The sequence below is a fragment of the Hydrogenophaga sp. FW305-3-2-15-A-LB1 genome (assembly GCF_058787875.1).
On record NZ_JBYTAE010000002.1, the window covers coordinates 23,810 to 46,563 of the forward strand.

The 22,754-nt window shown below is 67.1% G+C and carries 19 protein-coding genes; 16 read left to right on the forward strand and 3 right to left on the reverse strand.

What is annotated here, in order from left to right:
- Window positions 1-3: 3 nt before the first annotated feature.
- From AC3WPZ_RS00860 to AC3WPZ_RS00885, 6 genes are all read left to right on the forward strand, one after another.
- Complete coding sequence (locus AC3WPZ_RS00860) at window positions 4-1,536, forward strand: acyl-CoA carboxylase subunit beta (protein WP_291116648.1); 1,533 nt, start codon at window positions 4-6, stop codon at window positions 1,534-1,536.
- A 137-nt stretch (window positions 1,537-1,673) separates the two neighbouring features.
- Window positions 1,674-3,722: an acetyl-CoA carboxylase biotin carboxylase subunit gene (locus tag AC3WPZ_RS00865; RefSeq protein WP_382324539.1), complete on the forward strand. Its 2,049-nt coding sequence runs from the start codon at window positions 1,674-1,676 to the stop codon at window positions 3,720-3,722.
- 83 nt (window positions 3,723-3,805) lie between these two features.
- Window positions 3,806-4,393 carry a class I SAM-dependent methyltransferase gene (locus tag AC3WPZ_RS00870; RefSeq protein ID WP_444686457.1) on the forward strand — a complete coding sequence of 196 codons (588 nt, stop codon included), beginning with the start codon at window positions 3,806-3,808 and terminating at the stop codon, window positions 4,391-4,393.
- 3 nt (window positions 4,394-4,396) lie between these two features.
- Window positions 4,397-4,888, forward strand: coding sequence for a VOC family protein (locus AC3WPZ_RS00875; protein ID WP_382324543.1), 492 nt, complete (start codon window positions 4,397-4,399; stop codon window positions 4,886-4,888).
- 149 nt (window positions 4,889-5,037) lie between these two features.
- Window positions 5,038-5,325, forward strand: a complete 288-nt coding sequence (locus AC3WPZ_RS00880; protein ID WP_492432023.1) for a hypothetical protein — start codon at window positions 5,038-5,040, stop codon at window positions 5,323-5,325.
- A gap of 78 nt (window positions 5,326-5,403) precedes the next feature.
- Window positions 5,404-6,924 carry a methyl-accepting chemotaxis protein gene (locus AC3WPZ_RS00885; protein WP_492437769.1) on the forward strand — a complete coding sequence of 507 codons (1,521 nt, stop codon included), beginning with the start codon at window positions 5,404-5,406 and terminating at the stop codon, window positions 6,922-6,924.
- 9 nt (window positions 6,925-6,933) lie between these two features.
- Here AC3WPZ_RS00885 and rsxB read toward each other — a convergent pair whose 3' ends face one another.
- Both rsxB and AC3WPZ_RS00895 read right to left on the reverse strand, forming a co-directional pair.
- The gene (gene rsxB / locus AC3WPZ_RS00890; RefSeq protein WP_492437771.1) at window positions 6,934-7,596 is read right to left on the reverse strand and encodes an electron transport complex subunit RsxB; all 663 of its coding nucleotides are present in this window, start codon (window positions 7,594-7,596) and stop codon (window positions 6,934-6,936) included.
- A 46-nt stretch (window positions 7,597-7,642) separates the two neighbouring features.
- Entirely contained in the window at window positions 7,643-9,037 is a 1,395-nt protein-coding gene (locus AC3WPZ_RS00895; protein WP_492437773.1) for a polyhydroxyalkanoate depolymerase, read from the reverse strand.
- 232 nt (window positions 9,038-9,269) lie between these two features.
- Here AC3WPZ_RS00895 and ygiD point away from each other — a divergent pair, with 232 nt between their 5' ends.
- Window positions 9,270-10,151, forward strand: coding sequence for a 4,5-DOPA-extradiol-dioxygenase (ygiD, locus tag AC3WPZ_RS00900; protein WP_492437775.1), 882 nt, complete (start codon window positions 9,270-9,272; stop codon window positions 10,149-10,151).
- 61 nt (window positions 10,152-10,212) lie between these two features.
- On the opposite strand, the gene AC3WPZ_RS00905 is transcribed toward ygiD, so the two are convergent.
- Window positions 10,213-11,409 (reverse strand): amino acid aminotransferase, encoded by a 1,197-nt coding sequence (locus AC3WPZ_RS00905; protein WP_382158268.1) that lies wholly within the window; start codon window positions 11,407-11,409, stop codon window positions 10,213-10,215.
- A 255-nt stretch (window positions 11,410-11,664) separates the two neighbouring features.
- Here AC3WPZ_RS00905 and AC3WPZ_RS00910 point away from each other — a divergent pair, with 255 nt between their 5' ends.
- The 9 genes from AC3WPZ_RS00910 to AC3WPZ_RS00950 all read left to right on the forward strand — a co-directional run bounded on the left by AC3WPZ_RS00910 (window position 11,665) and on the right by AC3WPZ_RS00950 (window position 22,723).
- Window positions 11,665-12,300: an XrtA/PEP-CTERM system exopolysaccharide export protein gene (locus AC3WPZ_RS00910; protein ID WP_291116680.1), complete on the forward strand. Its 636-nt coding sequence runs from the start codon at window positions 11,665-11,667 to the stop codon at window positions 12,298-12,300.
- 81 nt (window positions 12,301-12,381) lie between these two features.
- Window positions 12,382-13,938 carry an XrtA system polysaccharide chain length determinant gene (locus AC3WPZ_RS00915; RefSeq protein ID WP_492432012.1) on the forward strand — a complete coding sequence of 519 codons (1,557 nt, stop codon included), beginning with the start codon at window positions 12,382-12,384 and terminating at the stop codon, window positions 13,936-13,938.
- A 15-nt stretch (window positions 13,939-13,953) separates the two neighbouring features.
- On the forward strand, window positions 13,954-14,901 hold the full coding sequence (locus AC3WPZ_RS00920; RefSeq protein ID WP_444686465.1) for an XrtA-associated tyrosine autokinase: 948 nt from the start codon (window positions 13,954-13,956) through the stop codon (window positions 14,899-14,901).
- A gap of 22 nt (window positions 14,902-14,923) precedes the next feature.
- Window positions 14,924-16,504, forward strand: coding sequence for a TIGR03016 family PEP-CTERM system-associated outer membrane protein (locus AC3WPZ_RS00925; RefSeq protein WP_444686466.1), 1,581 nt, complete (start codon window positions 14,924-14,926; stop codon window positions 16,502-16,504).
- 3 nt (window positions 16,505-16,507) lie between these two features.
- A complete protein-coding gene (locus AC3WPZ_RS00930) occupies window positions 16,508-17,626 on the forward strand; it encodes an XrtA/PEP-CTERM system-associated ATPase (RefSeq protein WP_382158260.1) in 1,119 nt (372 codons plus the stop codon).
- A gap of 16 nt (window positions 17,627-17,642) precedes the next feature.
- A complete protein-coding gene (locus AC3WPZ_RS00935; RefSeq protein WP_444686468.1) occupies window positions 17,643-18,512 on the forward strand; it encodes an XrtA system polysaccharide deacetylase in 870 nt (289 codons plus the stop codon).
- Complete coding sequence (locus AC3WPZ_RS00940) at window positions 18,505-19,557, forward strand: FemAB family XrtA/PEP-CTERM system-associated protein (RefSeq protein ID WP_382326763.1); 1,053 nt, start codon at window positions 18,505-18,507, stop codon at window positions 19,555-19,557. Before AC3WPZ_RS00935 ends, AC3WPZ_RS00940 begins: the two co-directional genes overlap by 8 nt.
- 21 nt (window positions 19,558-19,578) lie before the next feature.
- The gene (locus AC3WPZ_RS00945) at window positions 19,579-20,814 is read left to right on the forward strand and encodes a TIGR03087 family PEP-CTERM/XrtA system glycosyltransferase (RefSeq protein ID WP_382326761.1); all 1,236 of its coding nucleotides are present in this window, start codon (window positions 19,579-19,581) and stop codon (window positions 20,812-20,814) included.
- 1 nt (window position 20,815) lies between these two features.
- The gene (locus AC3WPZ_RS00950; protein ID WP_382326759.1) at window positions 20,816-22,723 is read left to right on the forward strand and encodes an XrtA/PEP-CTERM system amidotransferase; all 1,908 of its coding nucleotides are present in this window, start codon (window positions 20,816-20,818) and stop codon (window positions 22,721-22,723) included.
- The last annotated feature ends 31 nt before the right edge of the window (window positions 22,724-22,754 follow it).

A 22,754-nucleotide genomic window follows, 5' to 3' on the forward strand; every position in this document is an offset into this window, starting at 1 on the left:
ACCATGCAGGACATCCTTGAACAACTCGAACGCAAGCGCGCCGCGGCGCGGCTGGGCGGTGGCGAGAAGCGCATCGCCGCGCAGCACGCCAAGGGCAAGCTGAGCGCGCGCGAGCGGCTGGAGGTGCTGCTCGACGAGGGCACTTTCGAAGAGTGGGACATGTTCGTCGAGCACCGCTGCACTGACTTCGGCATGCAGGACAACAAGATCCCCGGCGACGGCGTGGTGACGGGCTACGGCATGATCAACGGCCGCCTGGTGTTCGTGTTCAGCCAGGACTTCACCGTCTTCGGCGGCGCGCTGTCCGAAGCGCACGCGGAGAAGATCTGCAAGGTGATGGACCAGGCGATGAAGGTCGGCGCGCCGGTGATCGGCCTGAACGACTCGGGCGGCGCGCGCATCCAGGAAGGCGTGGCCTCGCTCGGCGGTTATGCCGACGTGTTCCAGCGCAACGTGATGGCCTCGGGCGTGGTGCCGCAGATCAGCATGATCATGGGCCCCTCGGCCGGCGGCGCGGTGTACTCACCCGCCATGACCGACTTCATCTTCATGGTCAAGGACTCGAGCTACATGTTCGTCACCGGCCCCGAGGTGGTGAAGACGGTGACGCACGAAGAGGTGACCTCCGAGGAACTGGGCGGTGCCATCACGCACACCACCAAGAGCGGTGTGGCCGACCTGGCCTTCGAGAACGACGTGGAGGCGCTGCTGATGCTGCGCCGCCTCTACAACTACCTGCCGCTCAACAACCGCGAGAAGGCGCCGGTGCGCCCCAGCGGCGACCCGATCGACCGCATGGAACTGAGCCTGGACTCGCTGGTGCCCGAGAACCCGAACAAGCCGTACGACATGAAGGAGCTCATCGTCAAGACGGTGGACGACGGCGACTTCTTCGAGCTGCAGCCCGAGTACGCCAAGAACATCCTGATCGGCTTCGCCCGCATGGACGGCCAGACCGTGGGCATCGTGGCCAACCAGCCGCTGGTGCTGGCCGGCTGCCTGGACATCAAGAGCTCGATCAAGGCCGCGCGCTTCGTGCGCTTCTGCGATGCCTTCAACATCCCGGTGGTTACCTTCGTGGACGTGCCCGGCTTCATGCCCGGCACCTCGCAGGAGTACGGCGGCATCATCAAGCACGGCGCCAAGCTGCTCTACGCGTACGCCGAGTGCACAGTGCCCAAGATCACCGTGATCACGCGCAAGGCCTACGGCGGCGCCTACGACGTGATGAGCTCCAAGCACCTGCGCGGCGACGTGAATTTCGCCTGGCCCAACGCCGAGATCGCGGTGATGGGCGCCAAGGGCGCGGTGGAGATCATCTTCCGCGAAGAGAAGAAGGACCCGGTCAAGCTCGCGCAGCGCGAGGCCGAGTACAAGGCCCGCTTCGCCAACCCCTTCGTGGCGGGCGCGCGCGGCTTCATCGACGACGTCATCCTGCCGCACGAGACGCGCAAGCGCATCTGCCGCAGCCTGGTGATGCTGAAGGACAAGAAGCTCGAGAACCCGTGGCGCAAGCACGGCAACATTCCGCTGTGAACAGGCCCACCCCCGCGCCGCGCTTCGCGCGTCACCCCCTCAAGGGGGCAGCGCCAGCGGCCCGGCAAAGCCGGTTCCGCGGCACTTCTGGAATGTTGCTCCGGACATGAGTCGGTAAAGAACAGATTGGACAAATGATGTTTACCAAGATCCTGATTGCCAACCGCGGCGAGATCGCCTGCCGCGTGATCGCCACCGCGAAGAAGATGGGCATCGCCACGGTGGCGGTGTATTCCGAGGCCGACAAGGAGGCGCGCCACGTGCAGCTGGCCGACGAGGCCGTGCTGCTCGGCCCCGCGCCCTCGCGCGAGTCCTACCTGGTCGCGGACAAGATCATCGAGGCCGCCAAGCGCACCGGCGCCCAGGCCATCCACCCGGGCTATGGCTTCCTGTCGGAGAACGAGGCCTTCGCCAAGCGCGTGGAAGACGAGGGCATGGCCTTCATCGGTCCCAAGCACTTCAGCATCGCGGCCATGGGCGACAAGATCGCTTCGAAGAAGCTGGCCAACGCCGCCAAGGTCAACACCATCCCGGGCTGGAACGACGCGATCGAATCCGCCGACCGCGCGGTGGAGATCGCCCGCGACATCGGCTACCCCGTGATGATCAAGGCCAGCGCGGGCGGCGGCGGCAAGGGCCTGCGCGTGGCCTTCAACGACAAGGAAGCGCTGGAGGGGTTCACCAGTTGCCGCAACGAGGCGCGCAACAGCTTCGGCGACGACCGCATCTTCATCGAGAAGTTCGTGCAGGAGCCGCGCCACATCGAGATCCAGGTGCTGGGCGATTCGCACGGCAACGTGATCTACCTCAACGAGCGTGAATGCTCCATCCAGCGCCGCCACCAGAAGGTGATCGAAGAGGCGCCATCGCCCTTCATCTCGGAGGCCACGCGCAAGGCCATGGGCGAGCAGGCCGTGGCCCTGGCCAAGGCGGTGAAGTACCAGAGCGCGGGCACGGTGGAGTTCGTGGTCGGCAAGAACCAGGACTTCTACTTCCTGGAGATGAACACGCGCCTGCAGGTCGAGCACCCGGTGACGGAGTGCATCACCGGGCTGGACCTGGTGGAGCTGATGATCCGCGTGGCGGCCGGCGAGAAGCTGCCGCTGACGCAGGCCCAGGTGCAGCGCAACGGCTGGGCCATCGAATGCCGCATCAACGCCGAGGACCCGTTCCGCAACTTCCTGCCCAGCACCGGCCGTCTGGTGCGTTTCGCGCCGCCGGCGCAGACCATGTTCCAGGGCAACACCGCCGATCTGCTCGGCGTGCGCGTGGACACCGGTGTGCAGGACGGTGGCGAGATTCCGATGTTCTACGACTCGATGATCGCCAAGCTCATCGTGCACGGCAAGGACCGGCTGGACGCGATTGCCAAGATGCGCGAGGCGCTCAATGGCTTCGTGATCCGGGGCATCAGCAGCAACATTCCCTTCCAGGCCGCGCTGCTGGCGCACCCGAAATTCGTCGCGGGCGACTTCAACACCGGTTTCATCGCCGAGCACTATGGCCAGGGTTTCCGCGCCGAAGACGTGCCGCACAGCGACCCGGACTTCCTCGTCGCCCTGGCCGCCTTCGTGCGGCGCAAGTCGCGCGAGCGCGCGGCTGGCCTGTCGGGCCAGTTGCCCGGCTATGGCGTGAAGGTGGGCCACGACTACTCGGTGATCGTGCTCGACGCCCAGGGCGAACACGCCTACAAGTCCGTGCATGTGGACGAGGTGGTGGGCCAGCTCGGCTCGGCCGTGGTGACCGTGGACGGCAAGCGCTACGCGATGTCCAGCCCCTCGCGCCTGAACGACATCTGCGTGACCGGCACCTGCAACGGCCAGCCCTACACGGCGCAGATCGAGCGCGGCACGCCGCGCAACCCGCTGGCCCTGGTGGTGCAGCACAACGGCACGCGCATCGAGACCATGGTGGTGTCGCCGCGCATGGCCGAGCTGCACGCCCTCATGCCGTTCAAGGCGCCGGCCGACATGAGCAAATACGTGCTCTCGCCCATGCCGGGCCTGCTGGTCGAGGTGGCGGTGCAGCCGGGCCAGAAGGTGCAGGCCGGCGAGCGCGTGGCCGTGATCGAGGCCATGAAGATGGAAAACGTGCTGTTCGCCGCCGCCGACGGCGTGGTCTCCAAGGTGCTGGCGAAGATGGGCGAGTCGCTGGTGGTGGACCAGCCGATCGTCGAATTCGGTTGAGGCGCGGGTGGGCACCTTTGGATACGGACAGCGGGCCGTGAAATGCGCTAACCTGCAAAGCCACCCGGCTCTGAAGGATTCGCATGAAGCATGGTCTGGCTTTCGCCCTGGGATGTTTGCGCGATCCGCGCCGCATGGGTGCCATCGCACCGGCTTCCCGGGCACTGGCCCGGGCCATCGTGAGCGAGGTCTGGCGCAGCCAGCCTGGCGTGCTGATCGAGGTGGGCGCGGGCACCGGTGCCATCACGCGCGAGCTGGCCATGTCGTTCGCGGCGCTGGAGCGTTTCGTGGTGATCGAGCGCGACCCCGACTTCGCCCGCCTGCTGCGCCACGCCTTCCCGCTGGCCGAGGTGCTCAACCACTGTGCCTCCGACGTGAACCAGCTCACGATCGAGGCGCGCTCGCCCGTCACGCTGGTGTCGTCCCTGCCGCTGCTGTCCATGCCGCGTGACGAAGCCCGCGAGTGCGTGAACGCCATGCTGAGCTTGATCGGCCGCCAGCCGGGCTCGCGCCTGATCCAGTACACCTACGCGGCGCCGCACCTGCGGCCCTTCAACGGCATTCCCCCGGGCTGGCACTGGCGGCGCTCGGCCTCGGTCTGGGCCAACCTGCCACCGGCCACGGTCTGGGCGCTGGAGCGCGCGCCCGTTTCCCTCAACGGAGTTCATTGAGACATGCCTTCCTCCTCACGTCCTTTCAAGGTGCTGGGCATCCAGCAGATCGCCATCGGCGGGCCCGACAAGCAGCGCCTGCAGAAGCTCTGGGTCGACATGCTGGGCCTGGAGGTCACGGGCACCTTCCGCAGCGAACGCGAGAACGTGGACGAGGACATCTGCGCCATCGGCGCCGGCCCGTTCAAGGTCGAGGTCGACCTGATGCAGCCGCTGGACCCCGAGAAGAAGCCGGCGGTGCACACCACGCCGCTCAACCACATCGGCCTGTGGATCGACGACCTGCCCACCGCCGTGCAGTGGCTCGGCGCCCAGGGCGTGCGCTTTGCGCCGGGCGGCATCCGCCAGGGCGCGGCGGGCTTCGACATCACCTTCCTGCACCCCAAGGCGAATGAGGAATTCCCCATCGCGGGCGAGGGCGTGCTGATCGAACTGGTGCAGGCGCCCCCCGAAGTGGTGGACGCTTTCGCGCGCCTGGCCGCCCAGCCGGCCTGATTCCCGGGACGAGCGGCCGAGCGCCCGGAGCAGGGCGGCTTTTCGGGCGCTGTTCGGCGCACCGCGGCCCGGGCCGCGAACTTAATCTTGTGACCTGTGAAGGCTGTGCCAAGGGTGGCGCGGCCCACCCCTTGTCGCAGGAGTTCCGCATGAACCCGTCACCCGGCCAAGATTCGAACGACCTCGCCAGCGCGTCCAGCTGGCTGGGGCGGGGCATGGCGCCCGCCTGGCCCGCCGAACTGCTGGAGCACTTCTGCCTGCGCATGTCGTCCCAGGGCATGTGCGTGAGCCGGGCGCTGATGATCTGCGACCGCCGCTACGCGCTGGAACAACTTGCGCATGCCCACAACATGGCCGACGACACGCTGCGGATGATGGCCGTGCAGCTGTTCCGGCATTTCGAAGCCCGCCAGTCCGGCATCGCCGGTCTGCACTGAGCCCACGGGGTTTCCCCGGCTCAAGGCGGATGGCGCGGCACCGATAAGAACCCATTCACACCGAGGAGCGGTACACCCATGTCCGGATTCCATCCGCTGTTGCCCGGCATCGCCCTGATGCGCCGGTTCCGCCTGCGCGGCAAGCTTCTGCTGCTCGCGGCCTCGTCGGTCCTGCCCCTGCTGCTCGCCTGGGGCCTGCAAGGCCCTGACGGGCTGCACGGCGGCGCCCTGATGGTCGCGATCGCAGGCCTGGCCCTGCTGGCCTACCTCATGGTCTCGTTCTACGTCAGCTTCACCGCGGACTTCCAGCAGGTGCTCGGCGCCATGGGGCAGACGGTGTCGGGCAACCTGCGCTCCACCATTCGCGTGCAGGGCAGCGACGAACTGGCCGAGCTGGCGCGCCTGCTGGACCGCACGATCGGCAACCTCTCGGCCATGGTGGCCGAGGTGCGCAGCAATTCCGCGCTCGTCGCCCACGCCGGCAAGAGCCTGGCGATGGGCAACCGCGACCTCGCCGACCGCACGGAGCAGCAGGCCGCGAACCTGGAGCAGACGGCGGCCAGCGTGCACGAGCTCTCGGGCACGGTGCAGCAGAACGCCCGCACCGCGGGCGAGTCCGACCAGCAGGCCGCGCAGGTGCGCGACGTGGCCGAGTCGGGTGCGAAGTACATGGGCCATGCGGTCGAGTCGGTCGAAGGCATCCAGAAGAGCGCGCAGCAGATGAACGAGATCATCGGCGTGATCGACAGCATCGCGTTCCAGACCAATATCCTCGCGCTGAACGCGGCGGTGGAAGCCGCTCGGGCCGGTGAACAGGGCCGGGGTTTCGCGGTGGTGGCCGCCGAGGTGCGCACGCTGGCCCAGCGCTCGTCCGCCTCGGCCAAGGAAATCCGCGAGCTGATCGAAGCCTCGCGCAGCCAGGTGGAGGCGGGCGTGGCCCAGATCCGCACGGCCGGCAACAGCATCGGTCAGATCGTCACCGGCGTGCGCGGCGTGGCGGCCAACATGTCGCTGATCTCCGCGTCGAGCGCGGAGCAGAGCACCGGCCTGAGCGAGATCTCGGCGGCCGTGACCCAGCTCGATCAGATCACCCAGCACAACGCCCAGATGGTGGAACGCGCGGTGCAGCAGGCCAACCAGCTGGAGCAGCGCGCGGCCCACCTGTCGAAAGCGGTGTCCTCCTTCATGCTGCAGCAAGGCACGGCCGATGAAGCCATGCAATTGGTGAGCCGTGCCTTGGCTCAGCGCAAACAAGGCGGGCGCGAGGCGTTTTCGCGCTCGATCACCGAGCCCTCCAGTGGCTTCCACGACCGCGACATGTACGTGTTCGCGCTCGACAGCGCGGGCGTCTACCGCGCCTTCGGCGGCAAGCCGGAGAAGGTGGGCAGCCGGGTGCAGGACATCGCGGGTGTCGACGGGCAGGCCTTGCTCAACGCCATCGTCGCGCAGGGCGAGGCGGGTGAGGGCTGGGTGGAGTACGACATCGCCAACCCGGTCACCGGCGCCATCCAGGCCAAGATGTCCTACGTGATGAAGATCGACGATCTCTACGTGGGCTGCGGTGTCTACAAGACCGTGGCCGCGCGCCAGGGCGCCTGAAGGGGCGGGTCAGCCGCCGGTCTGCCCGCGCCTGGCTCGGGAACGGGCCAGCGCGGCTTCGATCACGGCGCGCTTCTTGTCCAGCACGGCCTCGTCGCTGATCTTCGAGTGCGCGGCCAGATCGGCCAGTTTCTCGCGCGCCTTCGTTTCCAGCCGCACTTCGTGTTCCCGCTTCTCGCGCGCCAGGCGCTGTTGCCGCAGGCTGTAGCGCTCGCGCCCCTGCGCGGCCTGTTCGGACGACCAGGCCTGCCAGCCGGTGCGTTCACCGCTCACGATTTCCAACGAGATGCAGTCCACCGGGCAGACCGGCAGGCACAGCTCGCAGCCGGTGCAATAGGGCTCCACCACGGTGTGCATGCGCTTGTGGATGCCGAGGATGGCGTCGGTGGGGCAGGCCTGGATGCACAGCGTGCAGCCGATGCACCAGGCCTCGTCGATCACCGCCACGGTGACCGGGCCTTCGATGCCGAAGCGGTGGTCCAGCGCCTGCACGGGCTGGCCGGTGAGGGCGGAGAGCCGCTCGATGCCTTCGACCCCGCCGGGGGGACACTGGTTGATGCCCGCTTCGCCGTCCGCGATGGCCTGCGCATAGCTCGCGCAGTCGGGGTAACCGCAACGCGTGCACTGGGTCTGCGGCAGGGCGGCGTCGATGCGCCGGGCGAGGTCGTTCATGCCCGCGAATATACCGGCGCCGCCAGGGCGCCGTGGGCTTCGCCGCTCAGGCCTTGGCGGCTTTGCGGCTGGCCGTCTTGCGGGCCGCTGCCGGTGCCTTGGCGGCCGGTTTGCGCGCCACGGCCTTGGGGGCCGCTTTCACGGCCGGTTTCGCTGCGGCAGGCGCGGCATCCGCGGCGGGCTGGTGCGCGCGGATGAAGGTCTTGACCACCGGGTGCACCATGTCGCGCCAGCGCCGGCCGCTGAAAATGCCGTAGTGGCCAGCGCCCTGCGCCTCGTAGTGCATCTGGTGCGTCTTCGAGATGCCGGTGCACAGGTCGTGCGCGGCGGCCGTCTGCCCGGAGCCGGAAATGTCGTCGAGTTCGCCTTCCACCGTGAGCAGGGCGGTGCGCTTGATGTCCTGCGGACGCACGCGCTCCAGCTCACCCTGTTCGTTCTTCACGTCCCAGGTGCCGTTGACCAGCTTGAATTCCTGGAACACCGTCTCGATCGTTTCGAGGTAGTAGTCGGCGTCCATGTCGAGCACGGCGTTGTACTCGTCGTAGAACTTGCGGTGGCTCTCGGCGCTGGAGTTGTCGCCCTTGATCAGGTCCTTGAAGTAGTCGTAGTGGCTCGACGCGTGGCGGTCGGGGTTCATGGCCACGAAACCGGTGTGCTGCAGGAAGCCCGGGTACACGCGGCGGCCGGCGCCGGGGAAGTTGTCGGGCACGCGGTAGATCACGTTGTTCTCGAACCACTCGTAGCTGCGCTGGGTGGCCAGGTTGTTCACCGCCGTGGGCGACTTGCGCGCGTCGATGGGGCCGCCCATCATGGTCATGGACAGCGGCGTGGTCTCGCCCCGGCTGGCCATCAGCGAGACCGCCGCGAGCACCGGCACGGTGGGCTGGCAGACGCTCATCACGTGGCAGTTGCCGTAGCCTTGCTGCAGGTAACGGATGAACTCCTGGATGTAGTTCACGTAGTCGTCCAGATGGAACTCGCCATCGGCCATCGGCACGAGGCGGGCATTCTTCCAGTCGGTGATGTAGACCTTGTGGTCCTTGAGCATGGTGCGCACGGTGTCGCGCAGCAGCGTGGCGTAGTGGCCCGAGAGCGGGGCGACGATGAGCACGACCGGCTGGCCCTTGAGCTTGGCCAGCGTCTCGGTGTCGTCGGAGAAACGCTTGAAGCGGCGCAGCTCGCAGAACGGCTTGTCGATCTCGATGCGCTCGTGGATCGCGATGTCCACACCGTCCACATCCACCGTGTGGATGCCGAACACCGGCTTCTCGTAGTCCTTGCCCAGCCGGTGCATCAGGTCGTAACCGGCGGAGATGCGCTGGGCACCCGGCAGTTGGGCCAGCGGCAGCATGGGGTTGGTGAAGAGCTTGGACGCGACCTCGGCCAGGTCAGCGAACGGCTCCATGATCGAGCGCTGGGTTTCGTAAATCTGGTACAGCATGGGCGTCGAATCTGGTTATGTTGCAGTGCAATATAGCAGCATGTGCAAGTCCCTATAAGGGTGAAAACACTATACCCCCGGGTGTTGTTGTCACCTTCGTGAAAGAATCCTGCCGGAACTTCGTGCGCGGCGGCGGGCTCCATGGCTTTTCCGCCGATCGCCACCCCCCATGCAACGTCGCCCCCTATTGATCGCCGGCGGGGCCCTCGCGGCCACCGCCCTCGGAACCTACATGAGCGCTTCGGCCTCCGTCCCTTCACCCACGTCCGCCGCCGCCGGTCTGGCCGACCTGGCCGCCGCGCTGCCTGCGACCGAGCGCCTGCCGGTGCTGTTCCTGGGGCATGGCAGCCCCATGAATGCGATCGAGGACAACGCCTGGCGCCGCAGCTGGCAGGCCCTGGGCCAGGAACTGCGCGCGCGGGGCACGCAGCCCAGCCTGATCCTGTGCGTTTCGGCGCATTGGCTGACCCCGGGCTGGCAGCTCACGGCCATGAGCCAGCCCCCCACCATCCACGACTTCGGCGGCTTTCCGCAGGCCCTGTTCGACCAGCAGTACCCCGCGCCGGGCTCGCCAGCCATGGCCCGTGCCATCAGTGGGGTGGTTAGGCAGCCCGACTCCGGCCGCGCGCTGGACCTGGACGAGCGCGAGTGGGGCCTGGACCACGGCACCTGGTCGGTGCTCAAGCCCATGTTCCCGGCCGCGGAGATCCCGGTCATCCAGCTCAGCATGGACTACCGCCGGCCCGCGGCCGAGCATTTCGCTGTCGGCCGCCAGCTCGCCCAGTTGCGCGAGCGCGGTGTGCTGATCGTGGGCAGCGGCAACATCGTGCACAACCTGCGCACCATGCGCCGGGACGCGGCCGACAACCAGGCCTACGAATGGGCGATCGAGTTCGACCGCATCACCGCCGAGCATCTCGCGCAGGGGCGGCTGGAAGCGCTCAACGACTTCCAGCAGCTGGGCGCCGTGGCGCAGATGGCGCACCCCAGCTGGGAGCACTACCTGCCGCTGCTGTACACGGCGGGTGCGGTCACCGACAAGGAGGAGCCGCGCTTCTTCAACGACGGCTTCCAGGGTGCCTCCATCTCCATGCGCTCGGTCATCTGGAGCTGAACCCGGGGACGCCCCATGAAAAAAGCCGCTCATCGAGCGGCTTTTTTGCGTCAGACCCGACTCAGACCACCTTGGCGATGGCCTGGCAGACGTAGTCGATGTTCTTGCTGTTGAGCGCGGCCACGCACATGCGGCCGGTGTCGGTGCCATAGACGCCGAACTCGCTGCGCAGGCGCACCATCTGGTCCTTGTTCAGGCCGGAGTAGCTGAACATGCCGATCTGGCTGGTGATGAAGCCCATGTCCTGCTTCACGCCGGCGGCCTTGAGGCCGTCCACCAGCTTCTGGCGCATGGCCTTGATGCGCACGCGCATCTCGCCGAGTTCCTTTTCCCACAGGGCGCGCAGCTCCGGGTTGTTCAGGACGGCGGCCACCACCGCGCCGCCGTGGATGGGCGGGTTGGAGTAGTTGGTGCGGATCACGATCTTGAGCTGCGACAGCACGCGCGAGGCTTCCTCGGCGTTTTCGCACAGCACCGACAGGGCCCCCACGCGCTCGCCGTACAGGCTGAAGCTCTTGGAGAACGAGGTCGAGACGAAGAAGGTCAGGCCGGCGGCGACAAACTTGCCGATGACCGCGCCGTCTTCGGCAATGCCGTGGCCAAAGCCCTGGTAGGCCATGTCCAGGAAAGGCGTGAGGCCGCGGGCCTTGACGGCGGCGATCACCTGGTCCCATTGGGCCGGGGTGATGTCGTAGCCGGTCGGGTTGTGGCAGCAGGCGTGCAGCACGGCGATGGTGCCGGGCTGCGCGGCGTTCAGGCTGGCCAGCATGCCGTCGAAGTTGACGCCGCGCTTGTCGGCGTCGTAGTAGGCGTAGCTGTCGACCGTGAAGCCCGCGTTGGTGAAGAGGGCGCGGTGGTTTTCCCAGCTCGGGTCGCTGATCAGGACCTTGGCGTTCGGATTGAGGCGCTTGAGGAAGTCAGCGCCGATCTTGAGGCCGCCGGTGCCGCCGATGGCTTGCACCGTGGCCACGCGGCCGGACTTCACCGGCTCCGAATCGCTGCCGAACACCAGGCTCTTGACGGCGGCGTCGTAGGCCGCGATGCCGTCGATGGGCAGGTAGCCGCGCGCGGCAGGCTTGTCCATCATGGTCTTCTCGGCCGCCTGCACGCATTGCAGCAGGGGCAGCTTGCCGTTGTCGTCGAAGTAGACACCGACGCCGAGGTTGACTTTGTTGGGGTTGGTGTCGGCGGCAAACTGTTCGTTCAGACCCAGAATCGGGTCGCGCGGCGCCATTTCGACGGCGGAGAAGAGGGACATGCTGGGTTTCCTGGGTTGAGGTCGGGAGCAACCGGCATTTTAGCGGCCGGGCGTGTTGCGTTCCTGATGCCAAATGGTGTGCCCGTTGTGGCCTTCGCATGCATGTTTTCGCCACAAGCGTGCGCTTCCTCATGACAGAGGAGGGTTTGGGTATTCGTTACCGTTTACAAGCGTTCCATTGCCGCATGTCTGCGGTATATTCAAAAGGGCGTTAACTTTTATTAACATTTCACCGTTCCATGGAGGAAATGGGTCATGCGAAAACATACTTCCGGTCTCGTTCGTGTTCTCGCCATTGGCGCCGCTGCAACCGCGTTGTTGGTGGGTGTCAGTGGCTGCGCGAGCAACAGCAACCTGCCGGCCGCGCCGGTGGTGGCCAGCACCGCCAACTACAACTACCTGGTGGGACCGGGCGACACGCTGAACATCACCGTGTGGCGCAACCCCGAGCTTTCGCTGACGGTGCCCGTGCGCCCCGATGGCAAGGTGTCCGCGCCGCTGGTCGACGAACTCGTCGCGCAGGGCAAGACGTCCTCCGAAATCGCCCGCGACGTCGAGAAGGCGCTGGGCAAGTTCGTGCGCGATCCCGTCGTGACGGTGATCGTCACCAACTTCGTCGGCCCCTACAGCGAGCAGATCCGTGTGGTGGGTGAAGCCACCAAGCCGCAGTTCCTGCCCTACAAGCAGAAGATGACGGTCATGGACGTGATGATCGCGGTGGGCGGGCTGACCGACTTCGCCGACGGCAACAAGGCCACCATCGTGCGCGCCGCTGAGAGCAACAAGCGCTACAGCGTGCGGCTGCAGGACCTGGTCAAGCGCGGCGACATTTCCGCCAACGTGGAAATGCTGCCCGGCGACATTCTCATCATCCCGCAGGGCTGGTTCTAAGGCCGCCGTCCGGTCGGCCTCGGGGTTGGTCGGGCGACCAGCCAGTCCCTCGCTGTTCTGCTGTCACACACAGATTTCTGCATGCACGATCTCCTGAACCAAATCTCCACCACCCTGCGGGGCATGTGGAAATACCGCCGACTCGGGGTGCTGATCGCCTGGATCGTGGCCGCCGTGGGCGCCGCCGGCGTGTTGATGATCCCCGATCGCTACGAGGCGACGTCGCGGGTGTACGTCGACACCCAGTCGATCCTGCGCCCGCTCATGACCGGTCTGGCGATCCAGCCCGATGTGGAGCAGCAGGTCGCCATGCTCAGCCGCACGCTGATCAACCGGCCGACGGTGGAAAAGCTCATGCAGATGGCCCAGCTGGAAACCGCGGGCCAGACCAAGGCGCAGCGCGATGCCCTGGTGGACAACCTGTTCAAGTCGCTCGCCATCCGCTCGACGGGGCGCGACAACCTCTACACCCTGTCGTACCGCGACGAGAACCCGGAGCGTTCGCTGCAGGTGGTCAAGTCGCTGCTGACGATCTTTGTCGAGTCGGGCAAGGGCGCCGCCGGCACCGATTCCGACAACGCCCGCAAGTTCATCGAAGAGCAGATCAAGAACTACGAGAACAAGCTGTCCGAAGCCGAGTCCCGCCTGAAGGATTTCCGCCTGCGCAACCTGGACATGCAAGGGCAGGGTGGTCTCGATGTGGCCGGCCGCATGGCCGAGATGCTGAGCACGCTCAGCCAGGCCCGCCTGGAGCTGCGCGAAGCCGAGAGCGCCCGCGAGGCCGCGCGCAAGCAGCTGGAGCAGGCGCGCAGCATGGCGCGGACCGCGCCCGACACCTCGTCGCTGAACTTGGCCACGCCCGACCTGGATTCCCGCATCGATGCGCTCAAGCGCAGCCTGGACGCCCTGCTGCAACGCTTCACGGACCAGCACCCGGACGTGCTCAACACGCGCCGCCTGATCAAGGAACTGGAAGACCAGAAGCGCCGCGAGATCGCTGAAATGCGCCGCGCCGCCGCGGCCTCGCCCGCCTCGCCGGTGGTGGAGAACAACCCGGCCATCGTGGAAATCACGCGCACGCTGGCCTCGGCCGAAGTGCAGGTGGCGTCCTTGCGCGCCCGCGTCGGCGAATACGAAGGCCGCTCGGCCCGCCTGCGCGAGCAGCTCAAGGTGGCGCCGCAGATGGAAGCCGAGCTGGCCCAGCTCAACCGCGACTACGAAATCCACCGCAAGAACTACCAGGACCTGGTGTCGCGCCGCGAGACGGTGTTGATGAGCGGCGAGCTGGAAAGCACCTCCAACCTGGCCGACTTCCGCGTGGTCGAACCGCCGCAGGTCTCGCGCCGCCCGGTGGCCCCCAACCGCGCACTGCTGTTGCCCGTGGCCCTGCTGGCCGCGCTGGCCGCGGGTGTTGGCGTGACCTTCCTGGTCAGTCAGCTGCGCCCGGTGTTCTTCGATGCCTCGGCCTTGCGTGGTGCCACCGAGCTGCCCCTGCTGGGCGTGGTGACCCTGGTCAAGAACGACGCCATGCGCCGGCGCGAATCCCGAAGCCTGCGGCGTTTCCTGCTGGCCATCATGGCCTTGGTCGTGTTGTTCCTCATCGGTATGGTGACCTTGTCGTACCGATCGAGCCTTTGAAGGTGATCTGAAAACATGTCCAGCTTGATTGAAAAAGCAGCCCAACGGCTTGAGCAACTGCGACAGGCCGGCGCCGACATGCCGGCGGTGCCCGATGCCGCCGCGGCGCCCACCAGCGCACCCGAAACCACGGCGCCTGTGGCCGCTGCCGCCAAGCCTGCGCCCGTGATGAAAGAGGCCGCCAAGACCGTCTCCAAGAGCGTGCGCCTCGATCTGGCCGGGCTCACCGAGGCGGGCTTCGTCACGCCGAACGCGCCGCGCGCCGCCATCGCCGACCAGTACCGTGTCATCAAACGCCCCCTGATCGCCAATGCCACCGGCAAGGGGGCCTCGGTCGTGCAGCATGGCAACCGCATCATGGTGACCAGCGCCATGCCCGGCGAAGGCAAGAGCTTCACCGCCATCAACCTGGCGATGAGCATCGCCATGGAGCTGGACTACACGGTCCTGCTGGTCGATGCCGACGTGTCCCGCCCTTCGATCATGAAAACGCTGGGCCTGCCGCCCGGCCCCGGCCTGCTGGACCTGCTGACGAACAAGCAGATGGAGATGTCGGACACGCTGCTGCGCACCAACATCGACAAGCTCAGCCTGCTGCCCAGCGGCACGCCGCATCCGCGCGCCACGGAGCTGCTGGCCAGCGACGCGATGACCGATCTGATTGAAGAGATGGGCCACCGTTACCCCGACCGCATCATCATCTTTGATTCGCCACCCCTGCTGCTGACCACCGAATCCCGCGTGCTGGCCACGCACATGGGCCAGATCGTGGTGGTGGTGCAGGCCGAGAAGACCCTGCAGTCCCAGGTCCGGCACGCGCTGACGACGATCGAGTCGTGCCCGATCAAGCTCATGGTGCTCAACCAGGTGCATGGTGGCGATCAGGATGCCTATGGGTACGGCTACGGCTACGGGCACGGGGCGTCGAGCGACGCCCAGGTCTCAGAGACCACGCCGGCTTGAATCGGTTCACGGAGGTTTCCCAGTGACACATCGATCATCCCGCCGGCCCACATCGTTCCCGGTGGCCACGCTGGTGCAGGCCTTGTCGGGCCTGCTCGTGCTGTCGCTGCATGCCCAGGTGAGGGCGCAGGAGGTCGGTCCCGCAGGGGATCTGGTGGAGGTGGAGACGCCGGTGGCCCCGCCCCCTGCCATCTGGGTGACGCCCCGCATCTCCGTGAGCCAGGGCTTTTCCAACAACGGCGATCTCTCCACGCAGAACCGCCAGAGCGAGCAGATCACCGAAATCAGCCCGGGCATTGGCGTGGTGGTCAACAAGCCGCGCCTCAAGGGCTTCTTCGACTACTCGCTGCGCGGCATCTACGACGCGCGCAACACGGTGCAGGACAACATCCAGCAGTCCCTGAACACCAATGGCACCTTCGAGGCCTGGGACAACCGCGCCTTCATCGATTTCTCCGGGATCATCGGCCAGCAGGCCATCTCGGCATTCGAGTCGCCGAGCATCGACGCCCTGGGCAACGACAACCTGTCGGAGACCTCGAGTTTCCGGTTCTCGCCTTACCTGCGCGGCAGCCTGATGGGTTCGGTGGACTACGAGCTGCGCTACGCCTACCAGACCACCCGCACCGACACGCGGCTGCGTTCCGACATCAGCTCCGAAGAGGGCCTGGCGCGGCTGTCGCGGCAGGTGACCGGGCAATCGCTGGGCTGGACGCTCGAAGCGGGTCGCACGCAGCTCGACTACAGCTTCGGACAGCGGCAGACCCTGGACGCGGTGAATGGCCGCCTGTTCTACGCGCTGAACCCGACGCTGACCCTGTCGGCGCTGGTCGGCGTGGAGTCCAACGACCTGCTGACCCCCGACATGAAGTCGTACCGCTCCACCGGGCTGGGTGTCGAATGGCGGCCCTCCGATCGCACGCGCGTCTTCGCCGAGCGGTCCAACCGCTATTTCGGCAACGGCCACAACGTCGAGGTCGAGTACCGCAGCCGGCGCGCGATCTGGCGCTATGTGGACACCCGCGACGTGGTCACCAGCCAGCTGGATGCCGCGGGCGCGTCCCAGGGTTCGCTCTATGGCCTGATCGACGCGCTGTCCAACGAGTCCGACCCGGTGCGGCGGGCGCAGCAGGTGAATGCCGAGTTGCAGCGCCTGGGCCTGCCGGCCGATTTCCAGCTCAACCCGGGCTTCCTCACCTCGTCGGCGTCGGTGCAACGCCTGCAGGAGCTTTCGCTGGGCCTGTTCGGTCCCCGCGATGCCTTTGTGGTGGCCGTGGCCCGCAACACGGGGCGCCGCCTCAATCCGGTGATCACGCTCAGCGACGACTTCAACATCGCCTCCGACATTGTCGAGAAGGCCTGGCGGGTCACCTACGCCCACCGCCTGACGCGGCTGACCTCGGCCAACGTGTCCTTCACGCGGCAGACGAACGAAGGCATCAACACCTCGTTCAGCAACACCCTCAAGACCTTGACGTTCGGCGTCAGCACGCGCCTGGCCGCTCGCACCAGCGGCAGCGTGCAGCTCCGGCGTTCGCTCTACAGCGGCACCTTCCCCTACAAGGAAACCGCCATCCTGGGCGTGGTCACCCACCGGTTCTGATACATGTACGAAGCCTATTACGGGTTGACCAGCAAACCCTTCCAACTCAACCCCGACCCGCGTTTCTATTACAGCAGCAAGCCGCACCGGCGCGCGCGCTCGTACCTGGTGTACGGCGTCATGCGCGGCGAGGGCTTCATCGTCATCACCGGTGAGGTGGGCGCCGGCAAGACCACCATCGTGCGCGACCTGCTCGACAGCCTGGAAAACGGCTCGGTGGTGGCGGCCCATCTTGTGAGCACCCAGCTGGGCGCCGAAGACGCGCTGAAACTGGTCTGCGCGGCCTTCGGCGTGCCCGTGCGCGGCACCGGCAAGGCCGACATGCTGATGGCGCTGGAAGCCTTCTTCATCACCCAGACGACCCAGGGCAAGCGCTGCCTGCTGATCGTGGACGAAGCGCAGAACCTGCAACCGCTGGCGGTGGAAGAGCTGCGCATGCTGTCGAACTTCCAGTTCGGCGAACAGGCCCTGCTGCAGACCTTCCTGGTCGGGCAGCCCGAGTTCCGCACCATCCTGCAGGGCCCGGGCATGCTGCAACTGCGCCAGCGCGTCACCGCGCGCTGCCACCTCGGCCCGCTGGACGAGGAGGACACCCGCGCCTACATCGAGCACCGGCTCAAGTGCGCCGGCGCGGTGGACAAGCCGGTCTTCGAGCCGGCGGTGTTCGCCGGCATCTTCCAGCACAGCGGCGGCATTCCGCGCCGCATCAACACCCTGTGCGACCGCCTGCTGCTGCAGGGCTACCTGTCCGAATCGCCGACCCTGACGCTGGATGCGCTCAACGAGGTGGTCGCGGAGATGCACGCCGAGAGCGCGGTGCCCGCGCCGGACCACCAGGGCAGCGACGACCGCTGGGCCCACCTGCCCAAGGCGGGCGAGGGCGCCGAGGCCCGCCCTTCGCTGGTCGATGGCATCGGCCCCGAAGACCTCGACCTGGACCCGGGCGTGGTGGACGGCATCGGCGAAGAGCTCACCCGCGTGACGGCCGAGCAGCTCAGCACCCGCCTGCTGCGCATGGAGCGCAGCGTGCTGCGCCAGGAGCGGGTGAGCCTGGAGATCCTCGGTGCCTTGAGGAAGATCGTCGCGGCCACCCGCAAGTCGCGCAACAACGGCAGCAACTGATCCCAAGGGGGTTCCCATGCCATCCAACGCACCCATCGAAAACGCGCTGACCATCGACGTCGAAGACTACTTCCAGGTCTCGGCCATGGCGCCCTACATCGACCGCGCCGATTGGGACCGCTGCGAGTGCCGGGTCGAACACAACATCGACCGCATCCTGCAGCTGCTCGCGGCGAAGAACACCCACGCCACCTTCTTCACCCTGGGCTGGATCGCCGAGCGCTACCCCGACATGGTGCGCCGCATCGTGCGCGAAGGCCATGAACTCGCCAGCCATGGTTATGGGCACCAGCGGGTGAGCGACCTCACCGAGGCCGAGTTCTTCGACGACATCACGCGCTCCAAGGGCCTGTTGGAAGACCTGGGCGGCCAGGCGGTCTGGGGCTATCGGGCGCCGAGCTTCTCCATCGGTGCGAAGAACCTGTGGGCGCTCGACACCCTGCAGCGCGCGGGCTACCGCTACAGCTCCAGCATCTACCCGGTCAAGCACGACCACTACGGCATGCCCGATGCGCCGCGCTTCGCCTACGAGACCTCGGGCGGCATGATGGAAGTGCCGCCGACCACGCTGCGCATGTTCAACCGCAACCTGCCGTCCAGCGGCGGCGGTTATTTCCGCCTCATGCCCTATGCGCTCTCGCGCTGGATGCTGCAGCAGGTGAACAAGCAGGACGAGCAATCCGCCATCTTCTACTTCCACCCCTGGGAGATCGACCCCGGGCAACCGCGCGTGGCCGGCATCGACCTCAAGACCCGCTTTCGCCACTACGTCAACATTGGCCGCACGGAACAGCGCCTCGCGCGCCTGCTGGACGATTTCCAATGGGACCGCATGGACAACATCTTCATCGGCAGCCGCGTGAAGAAAGAGGTGTCCGTTGTCTGAGCCTGCTCTTCTTCGCATCCACCGCCTCGACAGCGCCCAAGCCGACCAGATCGCCCGCTGGGACGCCTTCGTCCTGGCGCAGCCGCAGGCCACGTTCTTCCACCGCGCGGGCTGGCAGACGGTCATCCGCGACGTCTTCCGCCACGACACCTACTTTCTCTACGCCGAGTCCGGCGGCGAGATCCAGGGCGTGCTGCCGCTGGCCCATGTCAACAGCCGCCTGTTCGGCAACGCGCTGACCGGCCTGCCGTTCGCGGTGTACGGCGGCGCGGCCGCCGCGACCCCCGAGGCCGCCACGGCGCTCGAAGCCGAGGCCCAGCGCCTGGCCGTCGAGCTCGGCACCGACCACCTGGAGCTGCGCCACATCGAGCGCCGCCACACCGACTGGCCGGTGCAGGAGCTCTACGTCACCTTCCGCAAGGCCATCCTGCCCAAGGAAGAGGACAACATGCTGGCCATCCCGCGCAAGCAGCGCGCGATGGTGCGCAAGGGCATCAAGAACGGCCTGACCTCGCACATCGACCCGACCGTCGACCGCTTCTTCGCCCTGTACGCCGACAACGTGCACCGCCACGGCACGCCGGCCATGCCCAAGCGCTACTTCCAGACCCTGCTCAAGACCTTCGGTGCCGACGCCGAGGTGCTGACCGTGTGTTCGGCCGAAGGCACGCCGCTGTCCAGCGTGCTCAGCTTCTACTTCCGCGACGAGGTGCTGCCGTACTACGCGGGCGACGACGAGGCCGCCCGCGACCTCGCTGCCAACGACTTCAAGTACTGGGAACTCATGCGCCTGGCCTGCGCGCGCGGACTCAAGGTGTTCGACTACGGGCGCAGCAAGGAGGGCACCGGCCCCTACGCGTTCAAGAAGAACTGGGGCTTCGAGCCCACGCCGCTGAACTACGAGTACCGCCTGTACAAGCGCGAGGGCATTCCGCAGAACAACCCGGCCAACGCCAAGTACAAGCTGCTGATCGCGACCTGGCGGCGCCTGCCCATTGGCGTGGCCAATTGGCTGGGCCCGTTCATCGTGCGCAATCTGGGCTGAGCGACGCCTCCTTGACGCACCATGGCCAACCTGCTGTACCTCGTTCACCGCCTTCCGTATCCGCCCAACAAGGGCGACAAGGTGCGCTCGTACCACCTGTTGCGCCACCTGCTGCAGAAACACCGCGTGTTCCTGGGCACCTTCATCGACGACCCTGACGACGAGCAGCACCTGCCCACGCTGAAGGCCCTGTGTCCGGACCTGCACGTCGAGCGCATCGCGCCGCGCCGGGCCAAGCTGATGAGCGCCACCGGCCTGCTGCGCGGCGAGGCGCTGACGCTGGCCTACTACCGCAACGCCGGCATGCGGCGCTGGGTCGAGCAGGTGGCCCAGGCCCATGAGCTGCAGGCCAGCGTGGTGTTCTCGGGCGCCATGGCGCAGTACGCGCAGCCGCTGGCGCCGGCCGTGCCCATGCTGGTTGATTTTGTCGATGTGGATTCGGCCAAGTGGACGCAATACGCCCCCGCGCACCGCTGGCCGATGTCGGCTGTGTACCGGCGCGAAGGCGAACGCCTGCTGGCCTACGAACGCGAGGTGGCCTCGCAGGCGCGCCGCTCCTTCTTCGTCACGCCGAACGAGACCGCGCTGTTTCTCTCGCACGCGCCCGAGGCCCAAGGCCATGTGCAGTCCCTCAGCAACGGCGTGGACGCCGATTTCTTCACCCCCGATCCCGCGCGCGCCAACCCGTTCGCGGCGAACGAGCAGGCGATCGTGTTCACCGGTGCCATGGACTACTGGCCCAACATCGACGGCGTGAGCTGGTTCGTCTCGGACATGCTGCCGCGCCTGCGCGCGCACTGGCCGCGGGCGCGCTTCTACATCGTGGGCCGCAGCCCCTCGCCGCAGGTGCAGGCCCTGGCCGGCCAGCACGTGGTGGTCACCGGCACCGTGCCCGATGTGCGGCCCTACCTGCAGCACGCCGCCGCGGTCGTGGCGCCGCTGCGCGTGGCGCGCGGCATCCAGAACAAGATCCTCGAAGCCATGGCCATGGAGCAGGCGGTGATCACCGTGCCTTCCTGCGCCGAAGCCATCGGCGCCAGCAGCGCGCAGGGGCTGCTGCGAGCCGAGGATGCCGACGGTTTCCTGCAGGCGCTGCAGCAACTGCTCGATGCGCCGCCAGCCCAGGCCGCCGCGCTCGGCCGCGAGGCCCGCCGCTTCGTGCTGCAGGGTTTCAGCTGGCAGGCCCACCTGAGCGGCATCGACGCCTGCCTGGACGACCCCCACCAACTCAACGCCACCGTTCAGGAGGCCCACTGACATGTGCGGCATTTCCGGCCTGTTCGACACCCAGGGTCTGCGCAGCTACGACCGCGCGCTGGTGTCCCGCATCAACGACATCCAGGCCCACCGGGGGCCGGACGAAGACGACCTGCACCTCGAACCTGGCCTGGCGCTGGGCCACCGGCGCCTGTCGGTGATCGACCTGGCCACGGGCCAGCAGCCGCAGTTCAACGCCGACGCCAGCGTGGGCATCGTCTTCAACGGCGAGATCTACAACTTCCAGGAACTCGTGCCCGAGCTCAAGGCCCTGGGCTACGTGTTCCGCACGCGCAGCGACACCGAGGTGATCGTGCACGCCTGGTCGGCCTGGGGCACGGCCTGCGTGCACCGCCTGCGTGGCATGTTCGCCTTCGCCATCTGGGACCGCGCGCAGCAGTCCTTGTTCCTCGCGCGCGACCGCATGGGCGTCAAGCCCATGCACTACGCCTGGTTGCCCGACGGCAGTTTCATCTTCGGCTCCGAACTCAAGGTGATCACGGCCCACCCGGGCTTCGTGCGCGAGATCGATCCGAAGGCGGTGGAAGACTATTTCTCGTTCGGCTACGTGCCCGACCCGCGCTGCATCTACCGCAACGCCCACAAACTGCCGGCGGCGCACACGCTGCTGCTGCGCCGGGGCGAAGCCGACCAACCCGCGCCCGTGCCGTACTGGGACGTGCAGTTCACCAACGACAACCCGATCGAGCAGGCCGATGCCGAGGTCGAGCTGCGCGACCGCGTGCGCGAGTCCGTCAAGCTGCGCCTGATCGCCGACGTGCCGCTGGGTGCCTTCCTCTCGGGTGGGGTCGATTCCAGCGCCGTGGTCGCGACCATGGCCGGCCTGTCCGACACACCGGTACAGACCTGCGCGATCGGTTTCGACGACCCGCGCTTCAACGAGTCCGAGTTCGCCCAGCAGGTCGCCGACCGCTACAAGACCGACCACCGGCTGGAGATCGTCAAGAGCGACGACTTCGACCTGATCGACACCCTGGCCTGGCTGTACGACGAACCCTACGCCGACAGCTCCGCCATCCCGACCTACCGCGTCTGCGAGATGGCGCGCAAGCACGTCACCGTGGCGCTCTCTGGCGATGGCGGCGACGAAAGCCTGGGCGGCTACCGGCGCTACCGCATGCACCTGGGCGAGGAGCGCGTGCGCAACCGACTGCCGCACGGCCTGCGCCAGTCGGTGTTCGGCACGCTGGGCCGGCTCTACCCCAAGGCCGACTGGGCGCCGCGCATGTTCCGCGCCAAGACCACCTTCCAGGCCATGGCCATGGACAGCGTGCAGGCCTACCACCACAGCATGTCGCACCTGCGCGCCGACCAGCGCGCGCGCCTGTTCTCGCCCGCGTTCCAGCGCGAGCTGGGCGGCTACAACGCCATCGAGGTGTTCCGCGAGCACGCCCAGCGCGCGCAGACCGACGACCCGCTCGCGCTGATCCAGTACCTGGACTACAAGACCTGGCTGGTCGGTGACATCAACACCAAAGTGGACCGCGCCGCCATGGCGCACTCGCTGGAGGTGCGCGAACCCCTGATGGACCACCAGCTCATCGAGTGGCTGGCCACGCTGCCCAGCGATCTGAAGATCCAGGGCGGGGAGGGCAAGGCGGTGTTCAAGAAGGCTTTCGAGCCGCTGCTGCCGCACGACGTGCTGTACCGGCCCAAGATGGGCTTCTCGGTGCCCCTGGCGAAGTGGCTGCGCGGGCCGCTGGCGCAGCGCATGCGCGAATCGGTGCTGAGCCCGCGCATGCTGGACTCGGGCTACTTCAATGCCACCGTGCTCGAGCGCATGGTGAAGGAACACCTGAGCGGCCAGTCCGACCATTCCACGCCCTTGTGGATGCTGATCATGTTCGATGCGTTCCTGCGGCAGAACGAGAAGAGCGCGCCCGTCTGACGGGCCAAGAATTCATTTCCAGGAGGATGTT